Source organism: Salinactinospora qingdaonensis, from assembly GCF_039539445.1.
GTDB lineage: Bacteria > Actinomycetota > Actinomycetes > Streptosporangiales > Streptosporangiaceae > Salinactinospora > Salinactinospora qingdaonensis.
Genome location: NZ_BAABDD010000012.1, coordinates 67,794 through 85,870 on the forward strand (window position 1 = coordinate 67,794; position 18,077 = coordinate 85,870).

An 18,077-nucleotide genomic window follows, 5' to 3' on the forward strand; every position below is an offset into this window, starting at 1 on the left:
ATGTCATGCTCAGTGCCGATATGTCGGACGACGCGGAAGCGGACAACGATGGCCTCGAACGATACCCCCAAAAAATCCTCGGTGAAGCGCAACCGCTTCGTTGAAAGCCTCCTGTGGATCGGGCAGGTCCTGCTGGCGATCTACTTCATCGCCTTCGGGGCACTGCCCAAGTTCAGCGGCGCACCGGCCCAGGTCGAGATGTTCGAGGACATCGGATTGGGCCAGTGGTTCCGCTACTTCACCGGCCTGTGCGAACTCGGCGGAGCGATCGGCCTGCTCATCCCGATGGTGGGCGGCTTGGCCGCGCTCGGGCTGGTGGGAGTCATGGGCGGAGCGGCCCTGTCCAACCTGTTCCTCATCACCGACGCCACCGAGGGCGTCGTGGTCAACGTGGTGGTCGCCGTCCCGCTGCTGCTCATCGCCTGGGGCCGCTGGCCCGAGACCAAGCGCCTACCCGCCCTGCTGAAACGCTGACCCCCAGTGCCGACCCGACGCGCGGGGGGCGGTCAGCCGCGCCGCCCCCCGCGGCGCGTCCCCCCACGCCCGTCACCCCGCCCCCACCCGTGGCGCGCCGGCTCGGCGCCGCGGTGGGCTCACGCGAGCCCGGCCGGTCGGTGCCGGTTGCGCCAGAGCCAGCCGACATCGCGACCGAACGACCACACCAGCGCGGCCAGCGCCAGAGCGACCACGGTCATAGCTAGCCACTGCGCCAGCACCCCGGCGGCGGCGACGGTGAGCACCACCCCCTGCACCGCGGCCACCGTCTTGCGGGCCATACTCGGCGGCAACGTCGTCCGCAGCCAGGGCAGCCCCCGAGCCGCAGCGGCGAAGGCGTAACGCATCACGCCGATCGCCAGCACCCACGCCCCCAGTGAGCCGGCCACGAACACGCTGAGCACCAGGATCAGGAAAGCGTCGACCTCCATGTCGAAGCGCGCTCCAAGCGCCGAGACGGTGCCGGTACGCCGCGCCACATAACCGTCGACCCCGTCCAGCGCCAGCGCCGTCACCGCCAACACGACCAGGATCGCCACGGGAGCACTCTGCGCGCCCCCGTCGGTCGCCAGCGCCTCGGCCACCAGTGCCGTCACGCCCCCCACCAGGACCGCGCGCGCCAGCGTGACCCGGTCGGCCGGCCCCAGTGACCACCCTCCCGACCGGTGCAGCCCCACCGTGAGCAGGGCACCGCCGGCCACTGCGTAACCGGTACCGGCCACCCAGCCCACCGGTCCCAGGCCCACGCTCGCCCACAGTGACGCCAACACCGCGACCTGGCCGACCACACCGACCGTCGGCTCTCCGGCGGCAGTGCCCGCGCCGCCTTGCTCCCGTATGGTCACCGTATTCCGCCATTCGCCCGCCTCGGCCACGATGCGCGGCATACTAGTATGCTTTCCGCCCTTAAGCAGAACCCCGGATCAGCCGTCGTGGAGGGTGCCGATGCCGCGCGAGGCCCGCGCCTGCTGGCTGCGCTCGCCCGGCCAGGCAGAGATCCGGCAGCTCAGCCTAGCCTCCCCCGCCGCCGGCGAGGTCCTCGTGCGCACCCTGCACTCCGCGGTGAGCCGCGGCAGCGAAACGCTGGTCTTCCGCGGCGAGGTTCCCCAGAGTCAGTACCCGGTGATGCGCGCCCCCTTCCAGGAGGGCGACTTTCCCGCGCCCGTCAAGTACGGCTACCTCAACGTGGGCGTGGTCGAGCAGGGGCCGCCGGACCTCCTGGGCCGCACCGTCTTCTGCCTCTACCCGCACCAGACCCGCTACGTCGTCCCCGCCGAGATGGTCGTCCCCGTGCCCGAGGCGGTGCCGCCGCAGCGCGCGATCCTGGCCGGCACGGTCGAGACCGCGGTGAACGCGCTGTGGGACGCCGCGCCGCTGGTGGGGGACCGGGTCGCCGTCGTCGGGGCGGGCATGGTCGGCTGCTGCGTCGCCCGGCTGCTCGCCGGCTTCCCCGGCGTGCGGACCCAGCTCGTCGACATCGACCCCGCGCGGCAACGCCTGGCCGCCGACCTCGGCGTCGACTTCGCCACCCCCGAGCACGCCGCCGGGGAGTGCGACCTCGTCGTGCACGCCAGCGCCACCGAGGAGGGGTTGGCGCACTCGCTGCGACTGCTCGGCCACGAGGCAACCGTCGTGGAGCTGAGCTGGTACGGCGACCGCCGCGTCAACCTGGCGCTGGGCGAGGAGTTCCACTCGCGCCGCCTCACCTTGCGCTCCAGCCAGGTCGGCACCGTCTCGCCGGCCCGCAACGCCCGCCGCGGCTTCAGCGATCGGCTCGCGCTCGCCCTCGACCTGCTCGCCGACCCCGCCTTCGACGCGCTTATCACCGGCGCGAGCGACTTCGACGAGCTGCCCCGCATCCTGCCCCGCCTCGCAACGGGAGAGCTCCCCGCGCTGTGCCACCGCATCGACTACGGCACCGAGTGACCTCCCGTTTCCGTCGCAGATCGGGGGCGGTGCTACTCCCCCTCGCGGGCGGGCGGCAGACGATGATCATGGCCGGCGCGAAACCGACAAAAGCCCCTATAACATCCCCGCAGCGGCAAGGTGAGCCCCCACAGGCAGCCCCCTCGGGCGAGAACCCACCCCCCACCCGCACCGTCCCACGTCACCCACTCCACCCTGAGCGGGCCGGCCCCGTACAGGACCCCCGCCACTACCCGCCCTCGCTGCCGCCGTCGTTCACCCCAGCCCCAGCGCACAGCACCGGGACTCGGTCGCCTCACCCCACCGCCGCCTAAGCTGCCGAGATCGCGAAGCGATCGAAGCACGAGCGAACGGGGAACACCCCTACGCATCCTCGCCTCCAGCCGCCCTCGCCATCCCCCACCCCCCGGGGGGTCGAAAACCGCACGTCTCGGCAGGAGCAAGAAACACGACCCGCCCCCGGCGCCTTCGGCGGGAAAGCGCACTAGCATCGCTTACGCCGGATAACCCGAGCACCGCAGGAAACCGACCGTCCGGGGGAGCCTCTTGTTCAGCGTCACCGTCCGCGACCACCTCATGGTGGCCCACAGCTTCCGGGGTGAGGCATTCGGGCCGGCCCAACGGCTGCACGGCGCCACGTTCGTCGTCGACGCGACGTTTCGCCGCGCCGACCTCGACGCCGACAACATCGTCGTCGACATCGCCTTGGCCGGCCAGGAGTTGGCGGCCGTGCTCGCCGAGCTGAACTACCGCAACCTCGACGACGAGCCCGCCTTCGCCGGCGTCAACACCTCAACCGAGTTCCTGGCCAAGGTCGTCGCCGACCGGCTCGCCGAACGCATCGCCGCCGGCCACCTCGGCGAGGGCGCCCGAGGACTGGCCGGCATCACCGTCACCCTGCACGAGTCGCACATCGCCTGGGCGAGCTTCGACCGGTCACTGTGACCGCCGCCAGCGCCACCGCCACCCCCGGCACTGTCCACGTCGTCCTGCCGGGCGACGTCGACGACCCGACCGTGCCCAGCGGCGGCAACACCTACGACCGCCGGGTGTGCCAAGGGCTCGCGGCACAGGGGTGGCGCGTCGACGAGATCGCCGCCCCCGGTGCCTGGCCCCACCCCGACCCCACCGCCCGCGCCGCGCTGGCCCGTCGCCTCGCCGCCCTGCCCGACGGCGACCCGGTGCTCCTCGATGGTCTCGTGGCCTGCGCCGCCCCCGACGTGGTGGTAGCGCAGACCACCCGGCTGCGCCCGGTGGTGCTGGTGCACCTGCCGCTGGCCGACGAGACCGGCCTCCCGCCGACCGTCGCCGCCGACCTGCACGCCCGCGAACACGCGACCCTGCGCGCCGCGAGCGCGGTCGTGGCGACCAGCCCATGGGCCGCGCGCCGGCTCGTCGACCGCCACGAGCTGCCCGAGAACCGGGTCCACGTCGCCCCACCGGGCACTGACCCCGCGCCGCCGGCCCCCGGCACCGACGGCGCCTCCCGCCTGCTATGCGTCGCCGCCCTCACCCCCACCAAAGGCCACGACCTGCTGATCGAGGCACTGGCCACCCTCACCGACCTTCCCTGGAGCTGCGTGTGTGTGGGAAGCCGGCGCCGCGCCCCCGCCTATGCCGCGCGGCTGCGCGACCGCATCGACCACCTCGGCCTCGACGCGCGCGTGTCACTGCCCGGCCCCAGCAGCGGCGATCACCTAGCCGCCCACTACGCTGCCGCCGACCTCGTGGTGCTCGCCTCGCGCGCCGAAACCTACGGCATGGTCGTGACCGAGGCGCTGGCGCGCGGGGTTCCCGTACTGGCCACCAACGTGGGCGGGCTCCCCGATACCCTCGGGTACGCCCCTGACGGCAGCCGGCCCGGCATGCTTGTGCCACCCGAGACCCCCGCGCTCGCCGACGCCCTGCGCCGCTGGCTCGGCGAGCCCGAACTGCGCCACCAACTGCGAGGCGCGGCGCGCCGCCGCCGTGGCATGCTGGGCGGGTGGCAACAGACCGCACAGCGCCTGGCCGAGGTACTGGCCACGCTCCGCCCCGACACCGGGAGGACCACATGAGTATGGCCAGCGCCTCTTGGTGTCCGCCGGAGTGGCTGGAGCTTCGCGAAAGCGCCGATGCTGCCGCCCGCGCGCCCGAGCTGCTGGAGCCGCTGCGCGACCACCTCCCGCACGCGCCACGGCCCGGGCGGCCGTTGGTCGTGCGCGACCTGGGGTGTGGCACCGGCTCCATGGGGCGCTGGCTCAGTGGCCGCCTGCCCGGCCCGCAGCACTGGATTCTGCACGACCGCGACACCGCGCTGCTCGCCCACGCAGCGCAAGCCACCCCCGGCGCCGCCGCCGACGGCGCCCCCGTCACGGTCGAGACCCGAAACGCCGACATCACCCGACTGCGTGCCGCCGACCTTTTCGGCACCCATGTGGTGACCGCCTCTGCGCTGCTGGATCTGCTCGACGCCGACGAGGTCGACCGGCTCGCCGCCGCCTGCGTGACCGCGGGCTGCCCGGCGCTGCTGACCCTGTCGGTGGTGGGTCGGGTCGAGCTCGACCCCGCCGAAGAGCTCGACGCCGACCTCGCCGCCGCGTTCGACGCCCACCAGCGCCGCCTCACCCACGGCCGCCGCCTGCTCGGTCCCGACGCGGTCACTACCGCCACCGAGGCGTTCCACAGCTACGGGGCGACGGTGTACACCCACCCCAGCCCGTGGCGCCTCGACGCCGAGCACGCCGCCTTGACCGCGGAGTGGCTGCGCGGCTGGGTCACCGCGGCCTGCGAACAGCGTCCGGAGCTGGAGCCCGCCGCGCGCGACTACCTGTCTCGGCGACTCCAAGAGTGCGAGGCCGGACGGTTGCGCGCCGCGGTCCACCACACCGATCTGCTCGCGCTGCCCGGCGACGCACCGGGCGCCCCGCGGTGAGACGGCGGGTCTGGCCCTGGGCGCGGACCCTGGCCGGCGTCGCCATCCTGCTCGCCCTCGGTTGGCAGATGGGCACCGAGGCGTTCGTGGCCGGGCTGGGCGTACTCGACGTTTCGGCGGTGCTCGCCGCGCTCGCCCTGGGCCTGTGGACCACCGCGTGCAACGCTGGACGGTGGTACCTCGTGGCACGTCGCCTGAGCCTGCGACTGCCGCCGGCCACCGCGCTCGCCGACTACTACCGGGCGATGTTCCTCAACGTCGTGCTGCCCGCGGGGGTGCTCGGCGACGCCCACCGGGCGGTCAGCCACGGCCGGCGCTCCGGTGACCTGGGCCGTGGAGTGCGTGCCGTGGTTTTGGAGCGGGTCGGGGGGCAGCTCGTCCTCATCGTCGTGGGGGCAGCGGTACTGCTGGCTCGGCCGTCGCTGGCCCTGGCGATGGGGCGCGAGATCCTTCCGGGAGCCACGGGCGCGGTCGTGCTGCTGGTCAGCCTCGCCGCGTTGGTCGGGCTCGCGGCGTGGCTGCGCTTCGATGCGGCTGCCTCGCGCTGGCGTGCGGGGACGGCGACCGCCTGGGCCGACACGCGCCGCGGGCTCCTGGCCCGCGAGACCTGGCCGGGGATGGTGGTGCTGTCGCTGGCGGCGCTGGCGGGAAACGTCGCCCTGTTCGTCGTGGCCGCGCGCGCTGTGGGCACCACCGCGCCGCTGTCCCAGCTCGTGCCGGTGCTGGTGCTCGCGCTGCTCGTCATGGCGCTGCCGGTCAACGTCGGCGGGTGGGGGCCGCGCGAGGCGTTCCTGGCGTTCGCCTTCGCCGCCGCGGGACTCGGCGCCGAGCAGGGGCTCACGGTCGCGGTGGCCTGCGGGGTGCTCACGCTGGTCGCCAGCGTTCCCGGAGCCGCCGTGCTGGTGCTGCGCCGCGCCGTCCCGGCGCGCCCCACCACAGCGTCCACCGGCGCCACCTCCACGGGGAGCGAGGGCGAGACGGCCCAGCTAGGAGCCCATAGCCCGCAGACAGTCCCCGAATGAGGTCACCAAGCTGTCGAGGAGCCCCTTCCCTTTGCGCGCCGAGGCCAGCGAGGGTCGCCCCACCACTCCCGAGTCGGTGTAGGCCGCCAGGCCACGGGTGAGCATGCGTCGGCGGTCGCCCGAGAGTTCGTCGGCGGCGGCATAACCCGCGCCGACCAGGTGCGGGTGGGCGTGCAGCAGGATGGAGGTCTCGATCTCGCCGGCGTGCATGTCGTCGTAGGCCGGGGTTTCGATCCCCGCCGCGGTGTGCGCCGACTCCCAGTCCTCCAGGGTTGGAAACAGCGCCATATGCGGCCCGTCCTGGGTGGTCTCCTGCACGACGTTGCCCAGCACATAGTTGCCACCGTGCCCGTTGACCAGGACGAGGCGGGTAACGCCGGAGCGGCGCAGCGAGGCGGCGATGTCGGCGACGACCGCGTGCAGCGTCCGGGCCGACACGCTCACCGTGCCGGGCCACGCCGCGTGCTCGTGAGAGCACGAGATCGTCACCGGAGGCAGCCGCCGCACCGGGTGGGCGGCGGCGAGCCGCTGGGCGATGGTGCAGGCGATGACCGTGTCGGTCTCCAGCGGCAGAAACGGGCCGTGTTGCTCCAGGCTGCCCACGGGAAGCAGGGCCACGTCGGCGTCGCGTCGCTGCTCGTCGACGGTGCTCGTCAACGGCAACAGAGCGGCGGATGTGGTGTCGTCCATGCCTTCGCTGCTCCCTGGAGCTTCTCGGCTGCTGCGCGGCTACCCGCACGGCGCGGGCGGGAGTCAGTGCGCCCTTCCCCGCGAAGCATACGGCTCTCGCGCCGGTCGCGTTCTGGAGCGGCAGGTGGTGTCGTCGACGGTGATGGCTGTGCTCCGCCGACCCCGGCGATGCTGTCATCGGCCGTCGACGACAACGCGCCCGCCCGTTGAGGGGCGGCTATGCCGCCACGGCCATGGCCGCCTCCGGTCGGCCCCGAGTGGCGGAAAACGGCGCGAAGCCTCCACCGCTTCGAGGGAGTTCCAGGCCAGGGGCGGAGGCTTCGCTACGGGCAGCCCGCCGCGGTCAGCAGGGCCTCGCCCTACGGACGCCCAGCGGCGGGCCGGCGCTCTAGTAGACGATCAGGAAGGTGGCGTCCTGCCGTTCGGTGCTCGAGGAGTCGCTGCCGATCGGGTCGATGCGCAGCTCGGAATCGAAGTGGCGGAGCACGCGGTCGGGAAAGTTATGTGACCGAAACGAGGTCCAGTTGGCGTCGGCCAGGCCCGAGACGGCGTGGTAGGTGGCGTCGGCTGCGAACGTGGCGGAGCCGTCGTCTTGCTCCAACACGAGGGCGTAGTCGGAGTGGCGCAGGTAGTAGCCGGGGTAGTTGAGCGACTCGAAGGAGAGGGCCGCCGTGTCGGCGAGGCCGGGCACGAGCCGCCACTGCGAGTCGGCGTAGGGATCGAAGGGGTAGGGGTCGATCCGGCCCACATAAGCGGCGTGGCGGACCAGGGAGTCGGGGTAGTTGTAGGACTTGATCCGGTTCCAGTCGGGAGCGCCCCAGTAGGCGAGCAGGTCGGCGTGTTCAATGGCCGTGATGGGGGCGATGGTGGCGTGCTTGGAGTTCAACGGCTGGTTGTACTGGGCCTTGGACAGCGGCGTCCAGGCGTCGACGGCGATGTCGGTACTGCTCCAGACGTAGAACTCGCCGTTGACCGGGGAGAAGGAGTCGCCCCACAGGAACCACTCGTCGCGGTCGTTGGCCTTGGACACGATCGCCCCCTCGATACCGCCGTTGACGACACCGGAGGTGTAGGTGCTCTGGTCAAAGCTGCGCGGGTCCAGGGTGGTCGAGCGTGCCCCGTAGATGCGGCCATCGGCGAAGCTCTTGTAGTACAGGTAGTTCATCCCTGCCGTGATGTGCATGGTTCCGTCCAAGACGTTGAACCCGGGATCGAAGAAGATCTGCGGCGCGCCGACGGTGACGAAGTCGCTGGTGTAGTTCACCCACAGCGCGTCGCGCCCGTCGCTGTTGGCCGAGTAGACGATGCCGTACTGGCCGCGGGAGGCGTCCCAAAACGCTTCGGGCGCCCAGGTGTGGGTGGGCATCGAGTGCATGTGCAGTCGCCGGTAGCCGGTGAAGCTACGCAGATCGGCGGAGTCCCAGACGTGGATGTACTGGTTTTGCTGGGTGAAGTCGGTGCCGCTGAGGTCGGTGGCCAGGATGACGAACGTGCCGTCCTGTTTGCGCAGGATGAAGGGGTCGCGTAGGCCGCTGGTGCCGGCGGTGGGGGCGGCGACGGGGCTGTTTTGGTTGAGCGGGGTCCAGTACAGTCCGTCCTCGCTCACCGCCAAGTGGAGGGCGTAGGTGTCGGCGTTGCCCTCCGGGGACTCCGTGAAATAGCCCATCACATAGCCCGTGTAGGTGGCGGCGGTCGCCTGCTTGGCCGGGAGGGTGACGCCGAGGCCGGCCAGGGCCAGTGAGGATGCGCCCGAGGTCAGCAGGGTGCGGCGTTTCAGCATGGGGGATGCGCCTTTCTTGTCGGGGACGCGCGGTCAGGCGCGCCTAGGAGGCGGTGCGTGGTGCCGTCGGTGCGGTCGCGCCGTCATAGCCGGCGAGCCGCCGGCCGTGAGCGCGGCGGCCGAGCCGGCCGCCGGTGCCCGGTCGTTCCGCTGATCGGGACGGCTAGGAGGGGTGTCCCTGGTGGTGCGAGTTGGGGGAGGAAAGCTCTTTGTAGAGCGCTTTCCATGGAGAACCGCGAAATGTTAGCGCTAACATACGTATTCCTGTGTCAGGGTGTCGAGGTGTGTTCTGTGGTGACCGACGGAACGGGACTGGGGTGGGAGTGTAGAGCGGGAGCCGTGCGGGCGCGGCGGTGACGCACCGGCTCTACGTGGAGTACGGCGAACGCCGTCCATAGGTTTTCTGGATCGTAGAATGCCCTTTCCAGAGCGTCAACCCTATGCGTCGGGGAGAAAACCAAGAGTAATGCCCGTTGCGGCGCTGCACGAAGCCCTGTTCAGGCGTGGCCGTTACCAGGGGCTCGCAGGGCTCACCGGGAAAGTTTCGAGCGGCACTGGCGATCATTCGCGCTGCCTCTCCTGTGCCGGCGTGGGCTGGTGTGACGGCCGACGACTCGGGTGACCACACCCGCCACGCCCGTTCTCCGCAGGGGCGCCTCCCCTGGTTTGGGGCCGCGCGAGCGCCCGCGGCGGCGCGGAACCGGGAGGCGGGGCGTGCGGTCGGAGCCACTATGAGTCACACCAAGACCGACCGAACCAGGAGGACGAAGACGACCATCGGCGGGGCGCTTCTGCTGCCGCTGCTCGCCCTGCTGGCCGCTGCGGCGCCGGCTGCGGCGGCCGACTCGGCAGGGCAGCGCACCGTCAAGGAGTTCGTCGCCGACATCACCGTCACCTCGCGGGGAGAGGTGACGGTCCGTGAAGAGCTGACCTACCGCTTCGGAGCGCAGTCGGGTGACCCGGTCTACCGGACGATCCCCGCTGTCGCCAGCATCGACGGGGCGCAGCCGCAGTGGTTGGGGGTGGCCGACGTCGTTGTTGAACGTAGACCCGCCGGGCTGGAGCTGCGACAGGAGGTAACCGAGGACGGGGTGCAAGTCGAGTTGGTCGACGAGGGCGGAGGCGACAGACTCGTCGGGGAGCAGACCTTCGTGTTCAGCTACCGCTATGAGAGTATGCTGGTCACCGGCGACTCCGGTTCACCCCGGCTGTTTCAGGACATCGTGGGTTCGGGGTGGTCGATCCCGGTGGAGTCTTCTCAAGTGCGGGTGGAGACCCCCGGCGAGATCGTGCGTGTGGACTGTTACGCGGGAGAACCGTCGTCGCGGGGTGCGTGCGCCCAGGCCGAGCACCAGGGGAGCACCGCCACGTTCTCCCACGACCGCCTGGAGCCGGGCGAGGCGTTCAGCATCGATCTCGTCCTTCTTGAAGGAAGCGTGCCGGTTCCCACCCCCGAGCCACTGGCACCCGAGCGCGAGACGACCGAACGTGATGAATCCGACGATTGGAGTATATGGGGAATTTTGGGGCCTCTCTTCCTCGTGGCGATGGTCCTCCTCGTGCTCGCGGTCCTCAACAGTGAGAGTTCCAAAGGACGGCGCGGTGGCGGTGGAGGTTTCATCGGTGGTGGCGCTGGCGCCGGTGGCGGCGGCGGAGGCGGAGGAGGCGGAGGAGGCGGCGCCGGTGGTGGCGGTGGTGGCGGGGGCGGTGGCTAGCAATCACCACTTGCTACCGGTCCGTTCACGCAGGGGTGCCGTTGGCAGGCCCCGCATCGGGACCACATACGCGCTCCCGCCCGCGGTGTCGACCGCGGGCGGGAGAACCGCGCCCTTTCAGGTGGAGCGTCATGCGTTCACCTTGGATTGGATGTCTTCCCTGACGTCTTGCTGGACGACCGGGCGGTTGCGGGGAGCGCCGGTACGGTAGTGGGTGGCGTACAGCGTGAGCCCGACGAACGTCAGGCCGCCGACCAGGTTGCCGATCACCGTCGGGATCTCGTTCCACAGCAGGTAGTCCATGACCGAGAAGTCGCCGCCGAGCAGCAGGCCGGAGGGGAACAGGAACATGTTCACGACCGAGTGCTCGAAGCCCATGTAGAAGAAGACCAGGATCGGCATCCACATGGCGATGACCTTGCCCGAGACCGAGGTCGACATCATCGCGGCGACGACGCCGGTGGAGACCATCCAGTTGCACAGCACGCCACGGATGAACAGCGTCAGCATCCCCGCGGCGCCGTGCTCGGCGTAGCCGACCGTCCGGCCCTCACCGATCGTGCCGATCGTCTGGCCGACCTCGTTGGGGGTGGTGGAGAACCCGAAAGTGAAGATGATGGCCATCATGACAGCCACGGTGAACGCGCCGGCGAAGTTGCCGATGAAGACCAGTCCCCAGTTGCGGAGCACGGAACCGATCTTGACGCCCGGTCGTTTGTCGAGCAGTGCGAGGGGCACCAGCGTGAAGACACCGGTGAGCAGGTCGAAGCCCAGCAGGTAGAGCATGCAGAACCCGACCGGGAAGAGGACGGCGCCCACGATGGGCTGTCCCGTCTGGACGGTGATCGTCACCGCGAACGCCGCGGCGAGTGCGAGGATGGCACCGGCCATGTAGGCACGGATTACGGTGTCGCGGGTCGACATGAAGGTCTTAGACTCGCCCGCGTCGATCATCTTCGTGACGAACTCTGATGGATTCAGGTACGACATAACGTCGCTCCTTTGCTGTGGGCAACCTGGAGGGCGCTGCGGACACCTGCTGACATGTCCGAGATCCGGAATGTCCGGATCGAGTTTGGGCACAAGAGATGTCCGTCCTGTGACAAGGCTGGGAGCAGCGGATCACGTCGTGCTCACACCAGCCCATGCCGCCGTGTGCGTCTAGCTCCCTTACCCCTGGGCCCATGCGTGCCGGAGCCGTCGTGATCGGTTGCTCCGGCGTGGGCTTGCCCAACTAGCTCCGTGAGGAATCCTCGTCCGGCCCCTTTGTCATACCCGCCCACTTCAGCACATATGTGGGCAATGTCACCCTCCAGTTTCGGAGCTTCACTACTCGTATCCCTGGGGTCGCTGCGACGCTTGACGCTCTATAGATCTCCCCGGGGCGCGGGGGGCGTAGTGGGGGAGTCCACGCTCTTTCGGTGGCGCCGATGGCCTGGTGCGGTGCCGACGACCGAGCAGCCCTCCGCACAGCCGCATCCCGGCGGGCTTGCCGTCCACCGCCGGTCCTCACTGCCCCACGTTGTCTTCCTCGCCCCGGTGCGGGGCGCCGACGTTCAGGTCTTCTGGCGAGGCGGGGCCTGGTGCGGGGCGGGGGCGTGGTGTGGGCTGGGGCTGAGGGGATCTCGTGGGGTTTCCCGTCGTTCGTGCCTCGATCGTTTCGCGATCTCGGCAGCCCGGGGGTGGGCGGTGTCTGGGGTGGGTGCTGTAGTTTGGTGGTGCTCAGTGGGGGCCACCTATGGCACCAGCCCAGAGTGGTGGGTTGTATGCAGGGTGGGTGCTGTAGCTTGGTGGTGCTCAGTGGGCGTTGCCCGCTATGGACCCGCTTCAGAGAGGGCTTTGGGTTCTGCATCCTGGCGCCCCGCCCCAAGAGGTCGCATCTTGCCATGGTGCGGGGCTGGACCTCGGGCGGCTGCGCCGAGCTGCCGCCGCGTCCCAAGGGAGCACTTTCCCGTTGTGGTGTTTTGAGTTATAGCAGCGTTCCCTGCCCCGGTGGTCGCCCGCGTCGGTTGCGGGGGCCTCAGCCGCCGTGCCCTCGCCGGCTGCCGAGATCGCGAAGCGATCGAGGCACGAACGAATGTCACCACCGCCCCACCCCGCTTGACACACCCAGCGAGACCTCCGGAGGTCGTTGACTCCCCGTGCCGACTCCCCCGGATGCGGTAAGCGTCTTCCGGCGTGTGCGGCGGCAACCGTGCGTACAGCCCTCGGAACGCCGGAGGTGGGGGAGCGGGCAGGAGCACGACGAAGTAGCCTTCCTCGGCGTTGCCGCTGAGCGCCGCTACCGTCCCCGTCTTGGCGACTGCTGTCTTTGCCTTGGCGCGATCCGAGGAGAGGGGGATGGCGAGTACGACCTCGTCGCCTCCGGTTTCAACCGCGTGCCCACGCTACCGGTGCTCTCCGCGCGCCCTGGTGAACTGGGCGTTCCTTGCCCACGCGGTGCAGCGTGTGGAGCCGGCGGGGTGCTGCTCCGTGCCGCGCCGGGGTGTGGTGCCTGGGCACCTGCGATCCGCTGCCACGAGGGCCGGTCATCGGCGCCGACGAGGGTGACGGCCCAGGCACCCCCGTCGACGGGTATTCCCGGTCCGAGGTCGACGAGCCCGGCCCGGCCACCGCGCCCCCGCCACCGACGATTTCATCAACTCTTTCGCCTTTGCCGACTCCGGCGGTGAGGGGGCACGTCGAGTTCGCCCGTTTTCACGGCGCTGCCCACGCGCGTTGTTTGGGTGCCACCGTGCTGCTCAAAGCAGGCGTGCCGGCTGGGTCGACAGCCGGCACGCCCCTAGCTAGCCCGGACCTGTGTTATCCGGGCCTTACCAGGGCCACCCCCATGGCCCCGGGTACCACCACGGCTGGGCGTCTTGCAGCGTGGACTGAATTTCGAAGTAGGAGGGCTTGCGGGTGAAGTCGTCGGTCATGACCGTCGCCGATCCCTGCCCCTCGAAGAACACGGGAACCCAGGAGTACTTGTCGGTGAAGCCCCAGATCGTGAAGGAGTCACAGCCGGCCACTTCCAAGCATGCCGACAGGGCCTGCTGGTAGTAGTCGGCTTGCTTGTCCAGTTGCTCCTCGGTGGGCTCGCCGCTCTCGGGCAGCTCCATGCGCACGTCCATCTCGGTGATGGCGGTGGACAGGCCGAGTTCGTCGAACCGGCGCAGGTTCTCTTCCAGACTGCCCGGGAAGCCGTACTGGATGCTCAGATGCCCCTGCGTGGAGAACCCGTGTACCGGGACTCCTTCGTCGAGCAGTTCTTGGGTGAGCTCGTAGTAGGCGTCGCTCTTGGCGTTGACGCCCTCCACGTTGTAGTCGTTGAAGAACAGTTCGGCGTGCGGGTCGGCCTGGTGGGCCCAGCGGAAGGCGTCGGCGATGATGCCCGGCCCCAGCTCCCGAATCCAGATGTTCTCCTCGCTGCGCAGGTTGCCCTCGCCGTCGAAGATCTCGTTGGCCACATCCCACTGTTGGATGCGACCGGAGTAGCGGCCGACGACGGTCATGATGTGCTCACGCAGGATGGTGCGCAGTTCCTCCTGGGAGAAGTCGCCCTCCTCCAGCCACTCCGGGTTCTGGCTATGCCATAGCAGGGTGTGGCCGCGTACGACCTGACCGTTGCGGGCGGCGAAGTCGACGATGGCATCAGCCATCTCGAAATCGTAACGGTCGCGCTCCGGATGAATATATTCCCACTTCATCTGGTTTTCGGGCGAGACCGAGTTGAACTGCTTTTTCAGGATTTTCCGGTATTTTTTGTCAGAGGTGAAGGGGTCAGGATAGTCCTGCTCCAGGTGGTGCCCGCCGCCCGCGACGGCGCTGCCGATGAAGAAACCAGGGGGAGCCGACCAGCGCAGTCGCTGGAACTTGGCGTTGGAGTGCGATGGGGGACCGTGCTCGGAGTGCGGGGTGGCTGCGGCCGGTGCCGCTGCCAGTGGCAGACACAGGGCTGCCGTGGCGAGTGTGACGGCGACGGATCGGATGGGGTTCATGGGGGGAATATCCGTTCGATTAGTCGATAATTATTTCCGGAAGTTTTCGGTTTGCAGAGATCATGGACATTAAGCCCTCGTCACGCCCTCCGTCAATAGCCGCACGGGCTCCGGCGCGGTTGCCGGTCCCCGCCGTCCTCGTACTCTGGGTGGGTACGAAGGAGGACTAGTGGCTGACATCCCGACCCAAGCCGTGACCATCTCTGCGATCGCCGAGGAAGCAGGCGTGTCCGCGCCGACGGTGTCACGTGTGCTCAACGGGCGAGGCGACGTGGCTCCCGCTACCCGCGAGCGCGTCGAGACTCTGCTGCGCGCCCGCGGGTACCGGCGCCGCGGCCACCGCGCCGAAGAGCAGGTCGGCCTGCTGGACCTGGTCTTCAACGATCTGGACAGTCCGTGGGCGGTCGAGATCATTCGCGGTGTCGAAGACGCCGCGCACGCGGTGGGCAGCGGCACCGTGGTGTCGGCCATCCATCGGCGTGCCAGTTCGACCCGGCAATGGCTGCAAAGCGTCCGCTCGCGCGCCAGTGACGGTGCCATCCTCGTGACCACGGATCTCGACTCCGATCTACGCGCGGAGCTGGAGGAACTGCACCTGCCCGCTGTCGTGATCGATCCGGTCGGCGTTCCGGATATGGCCGTACCCACCATCGGCTGCACCAACTGGGCCGGTGGGCTCAGCGCGACCGAGCATCTGATCGGCTTGGGACACCGCCGCATCGCCTTCGTCGCCGGACGCCCCGAACTGTGGTCGAGCCGCGCCCGCCTCGACGGCTACCGGGCGGGGTTGGAGACCGCCGGCCTCGACGTCGACGGCGACCTCGTCGTCCAAGGCAAGTTCGACTACGAGTCGGGCTTTCGCGCGGGCGAGCATCTGTTCGGCCTCGCCCAGCCGCCGACGGCGGTGTTCGCCGCGAGTGACCAGATGGGGCTGGGCATCTATGAGGCCCTGCGCCAGCGCGGTCTGCGCGTGCCCGGTGACGTCAGTGTGGTCGGCTTTGACGACCTACCGGAAGCCAGTTGGTCCTCTCCACCGCTGACCACGGTGCGCCAGCCGCTGGCTGAGATGGGCAGACTCGCGGTCCGCACCATGCACCGGCTCATGCGCTATGAGGACATCGAGAGCCCACGCATCGAGTTGGCGACCGAACTCATCGTTCGCGACAGCACCGCGTCCCCACCCGCGATGGCTGGTCGCTGACCGCGCGATCTGTGAGAGGCCGTTGACACCGCGACACAGCATTCCTTAGGTTGCCTTTACATTCCGGAAATTTTCGGAATATTTCGTGCGTCGTGACCTAGGAGACCTGTGTGACCCCCACTCGCAGCCGTACTCGAGGCCGCCTCCTCGCGGTCCTGCTCACCCTTGGGTGCGCCCTCTGGGCCGCATCACCGGCGCAGGCCTGGGCCTGGTGGCCGCCTTACCCCAACGAGCCCACCACCGACATCGTCGACTCGACCCAGTGGGGCGGCCAGGCCGTGGCCCTCACCTTCGACGACGGGCCCGACCCGGAAGACACCCCCCGCCTGCTCAAGGTCTTGCGGCAGAACCACGTCAAGGCCGTGTTCTGCCTGTGGGGCGACCACGTGCGCCAACACCCCGACCTCGTCCGTCAGATCGTGGCGCACGGGCACACGCTGTGTAATCACACGATGCACCACGACGACATGAGCACCTGGTCGCCCGAGGAGATCCGCGCCGACCTGGAAGAGACCAGCGCGGCTATCCGCGAGGCGGTACCCCACGCCCGCATCCCCTACTTCCGAGCCCCCTACGGCGCCTGGGGCCAAACCCCCGAGGTGGCCGCCGACATGGGGATGCAGCCTCTGGGGTGGAGCCTGACCGTCAGTGACTGGAACACTCCCGGCACCGACGAGCTGGTGCAGCGTCTGCGAGAGGGCATCACCCCGCAGTCGGTGGTGCTGCTGCACGACGGCGGGGGCGACCGCAGCCAGACGGTCGACGCCGTGGCCCGCATCATCCCGGAGCTGAGGTCCCAAGGCTGGTACTTCACCCACCCCGCGTGGCGCGGGTAGGCGGCCATGAGCGAGCACACAACCACATCTCGCCCCCGCATCTGGCGGCGAATGGCCGCCGTCGCGGTGAGTACGCTGCTCCTGGTCTGCGGGGGAGCCACCACCAGCGCCGCGTATAGCCCATGGGGTGGGGGCGGCCCGTGGGGCGGCTCCCAGCACGACTCCTGGGTCGGCACCTGGGCGACCGCGCCCACCGCCACCCCGGACACGGCCACCTCCGTCCTGCACGACGAGACCATCCGCCAGATCGTCCACACCAGCGTCGGCGGCGACCAGGTGCGGCTGCGGCTGACCAACGAGTTCGGCGAAACCCCGCTACGCATCGGAGAGGTACACGTCGCGCTCCGCTCGGGCTCCTCGGGCACCGACATCGATCCTGAGACCGACCGCACGGTCACCTTCGGCGACCGCACCTCGGTGACCATCCCGGCCGGCGCGCCGATGCTCAGCGATCCGGTGGATCTGGCGCTGCCTGCGAGCTCCGACCTGGTCGTGAGTATCCACCTGCCGGAGAAGACCCCCGTCACTACGCTGCACGCCTTCTCCTACCAGGACAACGTGGTGGCCGCCGGCAACGTCACCGGCGACACTCGCGTCGAGGCCACTGAGACCCTCACGCAGTGGCACTTCCTTTCCGGCGTCAGCGTGCGCACCCATGGGAGAAGCACCGGAGCGGTCGTGGCTCTGGGCGACTCCATCACCGACGGTGCCGCAACCGAGGTCAACGCCAACCACCGCTGGCCCGACCTGCTCGCCGATCGCCTGCACCGCACCGGCGTGCTCAACGTGGGGATCTCGGGCAACCGGCTGCTGCACGACCCCAACCCGCCCGAAGGCAGTGACGCCGAGAACTACGCCGCGTTCTTCGGCCAGAGCGCCCTGGGGCGGTTCGACCGCGACGTACTGGCCCAGCCGGGCGTAAGCCACGTCGTCGTCTTGCTGGGAGTCAACGACCTGGGCCACCCCGGAACCACGGCCCCCGAGTCGGAGACCGTCACGGCTGAGGAGATCATCGGCGCCCACCGCCAGCTCGTCACCCGCGCCCACGCCGAGGGGCTGCGGATCTACGGTGCCACCATCACGCCGTTCAAGGGTGACACCCTCGGGTTCTACAGCGAGGAGAACGAGGCCAAGCGCCAAGCGGTCAACGAGTGGATTCGCACCAGCGGAGCCTATGACGCCGTCATCGACTTCGATGAGGTGCTACGCGCCCCCGACGATCCGCTGCGGCTGCGTCCCGCCTACGACAGCGGTGACCACCTGCACCCCAACGACGAGGGCATGGCAGCCATGGCCGAGGCCGTGCCCACCTGGCTGTTCGGCCACGGCGGGCCTCGCTAGAGGTCCGCCGTGGCCGGGTTGGCCCTGCATCCGCCGCACCACCGTTGCGGTGGTGCGGCGGATGCGCGCTGAGTGAGCGTCGAAAACAGGACGCCCGACTCGTGGTCGAGCCACCGAGGTCGCACACGGCGCTGCGGGGTGGGGCCGGTCGGCACCGCCCCCACCCCGCAGTTGCGA

At 69.8% G+C, this 18,077-nt stretch carries 15 protein-coding genes; 10 read left to right on the forward strand and 5 right to left on the reverse strand.

From position 1 onward, the window contains the following. Positions 1-48 precede the first annotated feature (48 nt). Positions 49-474, forward strand: coding sequence for a DoxX family protein (locus ABD848_RS14260; protein WP_344971954.1), 426 nt, complete (start codon positions 49-51; stop codon positions 472-474). Positions 475-593: 119 nt separating this feature from the next. Here the strand turns inward: ABD848_RS14260 and ABD848_RS14265 are convergent, their stop codons facing one another. Beyond that, positions 594-1,382 (reverse strand): CDP-alcohol phosphatidyltransferase family protein, encoded by a 789-nt coding sequence (locus ABD848_RS14265; protein ID WP_344971956.1) that lies wholly within the window; start codon positions 1,380-1,382, stop codon positions 594-596. A gap of 58 nt (positions 1,383-1,440) precedes the next feature. Here ABD848_RS14265 and ABD848_RS14270 point away from each other — a divergent pair, with 58 nt between their 5' ends. The 5 genes from ABD848_RS14270 to ABD848_RS14290 all read left to right on the forward strand — a co-directional run bounded on the left by ABD848_RS14270 (position 1,441) and on the right by ABD848_RS14290 (position 6,357). Then, a complete protein-coding gene (locus ABD848_RS14270; RefSeq protein ID WP_344971958.1) occupies positions 1,441-2,421 on the forward strand; it encodes a zinc-dependent alcohol dehydrogenase in 981 nt (326 codons plus the stop codon). A gap of 546 nt (positions 2,422-2,967) precedes the next feature. Continuing rightward, a complete protein-coding gene (locus ABD848_RS14275) occupies positions 2,968-3,366 on the forward strand; it encodes a 6-pyruvoyl trahydropterin synthase family protein (RefSeq protein WP_344971960.1) in 399 nt (132 codons plus the stop codon). After that, on the forward strand, positions 3,363-4,478 hold the full coding sequence (locus ABD848_RS14280) for a glycosyltransferase family 4 protein (RefSeq protein ID WP_344971962.1): 1,116 nt from the start codon (positions 3,363-3,365) through the stop codon (positions 4,476-4,478). Before ABD848_RS14275 ends, ABD848_RS14280 begins: the two co-directional genes overlap by 4 nt. Then, positions 4,475-5,335 (forward strand): class I SAM-dependent methyltransferase, encoded by an 861-nt coding sequence (locus tag ABD848_RS14285; RefSeq protein WP_344971964.1) that lies wholly within the window; start codon positions 4,475-4,477, stop codon positions 5,333-5,335. Before ABD848_RS14280 ends, ABD848_RS14285 begins: the two co-directional genes overlap by 4 nt. Further along, complete coding sequence (locus ABD848_RS14290) at positions 5,332-6,357, forward strand: lysylphosphatidylglycerol synthase transmembrane domain-containing protein (protein ID WP_344971966.1); 1,026 nt, start codon at positions 5,332-5,334, stop codon at positions 6,355-6,357. The genes ABD848_RS14285 and ABD848_RS14290 overlap by 4 nt, the downstream gene beginning before the upstream one ends. On the opposite strand, the gene ABD848_RS14295 is transcribed toward ABD848_RS14290, so the two are convergent. Together ABD848_RS14295 and ABD848_RS14300 are read right to left on the reverse strand one after the other, a co-directional pair. After that, the gene (locus tag ABD848_RS14295; protein WP_344971968.1) at positions 6,322-7,047 is read right to left on the reverse strand and encodes a creatininase family protein; all 726 of its coding nucleotides are present in this window, start codon (positions 7,045-7,047) and stop codon (positions 6,322-6,324) included. The two genes, ABD848_RS14290 and ABD848_RS14295, sit on opposite strands and share 36 nt — an antisense overlap. A gap of 388 nt (positions 7,048-7,435) precedes the next feature. Continuing rightward, positions 7,436-8,827, reverse strand: a complete 1,392-nt coding sequence (locus tag ABD848_RS14300; protein WP_344971970.1) for a glycoside hydrolase family 43 protein — start codon at positions 8,825-8,827, stop codon at positions 7,436-7,438. 731 nt (positions 8,828-9,558) lie between these two features. Here ABD848_RS14300 and ABD848_RS14305 point away from each other — a divergent pair. Continuing rightward, positions 9,559-10,542: a DUF2207 domain-containing protein gene (locus tag ABD848_RS14305; protein WP_344971972.1), complete on the forward strand. Its 984-nt coding sequence runs from the start codon at positions 9,559-9,561 to the stop codon at positions 10,540-10,542. A gap of 129 nt (positions 10,543-10,671) precedes the next feature. Here ABD848_RS14305 and ABD848_RS14310 read toward each other — a convergent pair whose 3' ends face one another. Together ABD848_RS14310 and ABD848_RS14315 are read right to left on the reverse strand one after the other, a co-directional pair. Next, positions 10,672-11,532, reverse strand: coding sequence for a formate/nitrite transporter family protein (locus tag ABD848_RS14310; protein ID WP_344971974.1), 861 nt, complete (start codon positions 11,530-11,532; stop codon positions 10,672-10,674). A 1,823-nt stretch (positions 11,533-13,355) separates the two neighbouring features. Continuing rightward, positions 13,356-14,522, reverse strand: coding sequence for an endo-1,4-beta-xylanase (locus tag ABD848_RS14315; RefSeq protein WP_344971978.1), 1,167 nt, complete (start codon positions 14,520-14,522; stop codon positions 13,356-13,358). Positions 14,523-14,691: 169 nt separating this feature from the next. Here ABD848_RS14315 and ABD848_RS14320 point away from each other — a divergent pair, with 169 nt between their 5' ends. From ABD848_RS14320 to ABD848_RS14330, 3 genes are all read left to right on the forward strand, one after another. Further along, positions 14,692-15,723 carry a LacI family DNA-binding transcriptional regulator gene (locus ABD848_RS14320; protein ID WP_344971981.1) on the forward strand — a complete coding sequence of 344 codons (1,032 nt, stop codon included), beginning with the start codon at positions 14,692-14,694 and terminating at the stop codon, positions 15,721-15,723. A gap of 110 nt (positions 15,724-15,833) precedes the next feature. Next, on the forward strand, positions 15,834-16,559 hold the full coding sequence (locus ABD848_RS14325; protein ID WP_344971983.1) for a polysaccharide deacetylase family protein: 726 nt from the start codon (positions 15,834-15,836) through the stop codon (positions 16,557-16,559). A gap of 6 nt (positions 16,560-16,565) precedes the next feature. Continuing rightward, positions 16,566-17,900, forward strand: coding sequence for an SGNH/GDSL hydrolase family protein (locus ABD848_RS14330; protein WP_344971985.1), 1,335 nt, complete (start codon positions 16,566-16,568; stop codon positions 17,898-17,900). Positions 17,901-18,077: the final 177 nt, after the last annotated feature.

Excerpts from the sequence above, each read along its gene's own strand:
- ABD848_RS14260 (WP_344971954.1), top strand. The coding sequence starts at position 49 with ATGGCCTCGAACGATACCCCCAAAAAATCCTCGGTGAAGCGCAACCGC.
- ABD848_RS14265 (WP_344971956.1), bottom strand. The coding sequence starts at position 1,382 with ATGCCGCGCATCGTGGCCGAGGCGGGCGAATGGCGGAATACGGTGACC.
- ABD848_RS14270 (WP_344971958.1), top strand. The coding sequence starts at position 1,441 with ATGCCGCGCGAGGCCCGCGCCTGCTGGCTGCGCTCGCCCGGCCAGGCA.
- ABD848_RS14285 (WP_344971964.1), top strand. The coding sequence starts at position 4,475 with ATGAGTATGGCCAGCGCCTCTTGGTGTCCGCCGGAGTGGCTGGAGCTT.
- ABD848_RS14295 (WP_344971968.1), bottom strand. The coding sequence starts at position 7,047 with ATGGACGACACCACATCCGCCGCTCTGTTGCCGTTGACGAGCACCGTC.
- ABD848_RS14300 (WP_344971970.1), bottom strand. The coding sequence starts at position 8,827 with ATGCTGAAACGCCGCACCCTGCTGACCTCGGGCGCATCCTCACTGGCC.
- ABD848_RS14305 (WP_344971972.1), top strand. The coding sequence starts at position 9,559 with ATGAGTCACACCAAGACCGACCGAACCAGGAGGACGAAGACGACCATC.
- ABD848_RS14310 (WP_344971974.1), bottom strand. The coding sequence starts at position 11,532 with ATGTCGTACCTGAATCCATCAGAGTTCGTCACGAAGATGATCGACGCG.
- ABD848_RS14315 (WP_344971978.1), bottom strand. The coding sequence starts at position 14,522 with ATGAACCCCATCCGATCCGTCGCCGTCACACTCGCCACGGCAGCCCTG.
- ABD848_RS14330 (WP_344971985.1), top strand. The coding sequence starts at position 16,566 with ATGAGCGAGCACACAACCACATCTCGCCCCCGCATCTGGCGGCGAATG.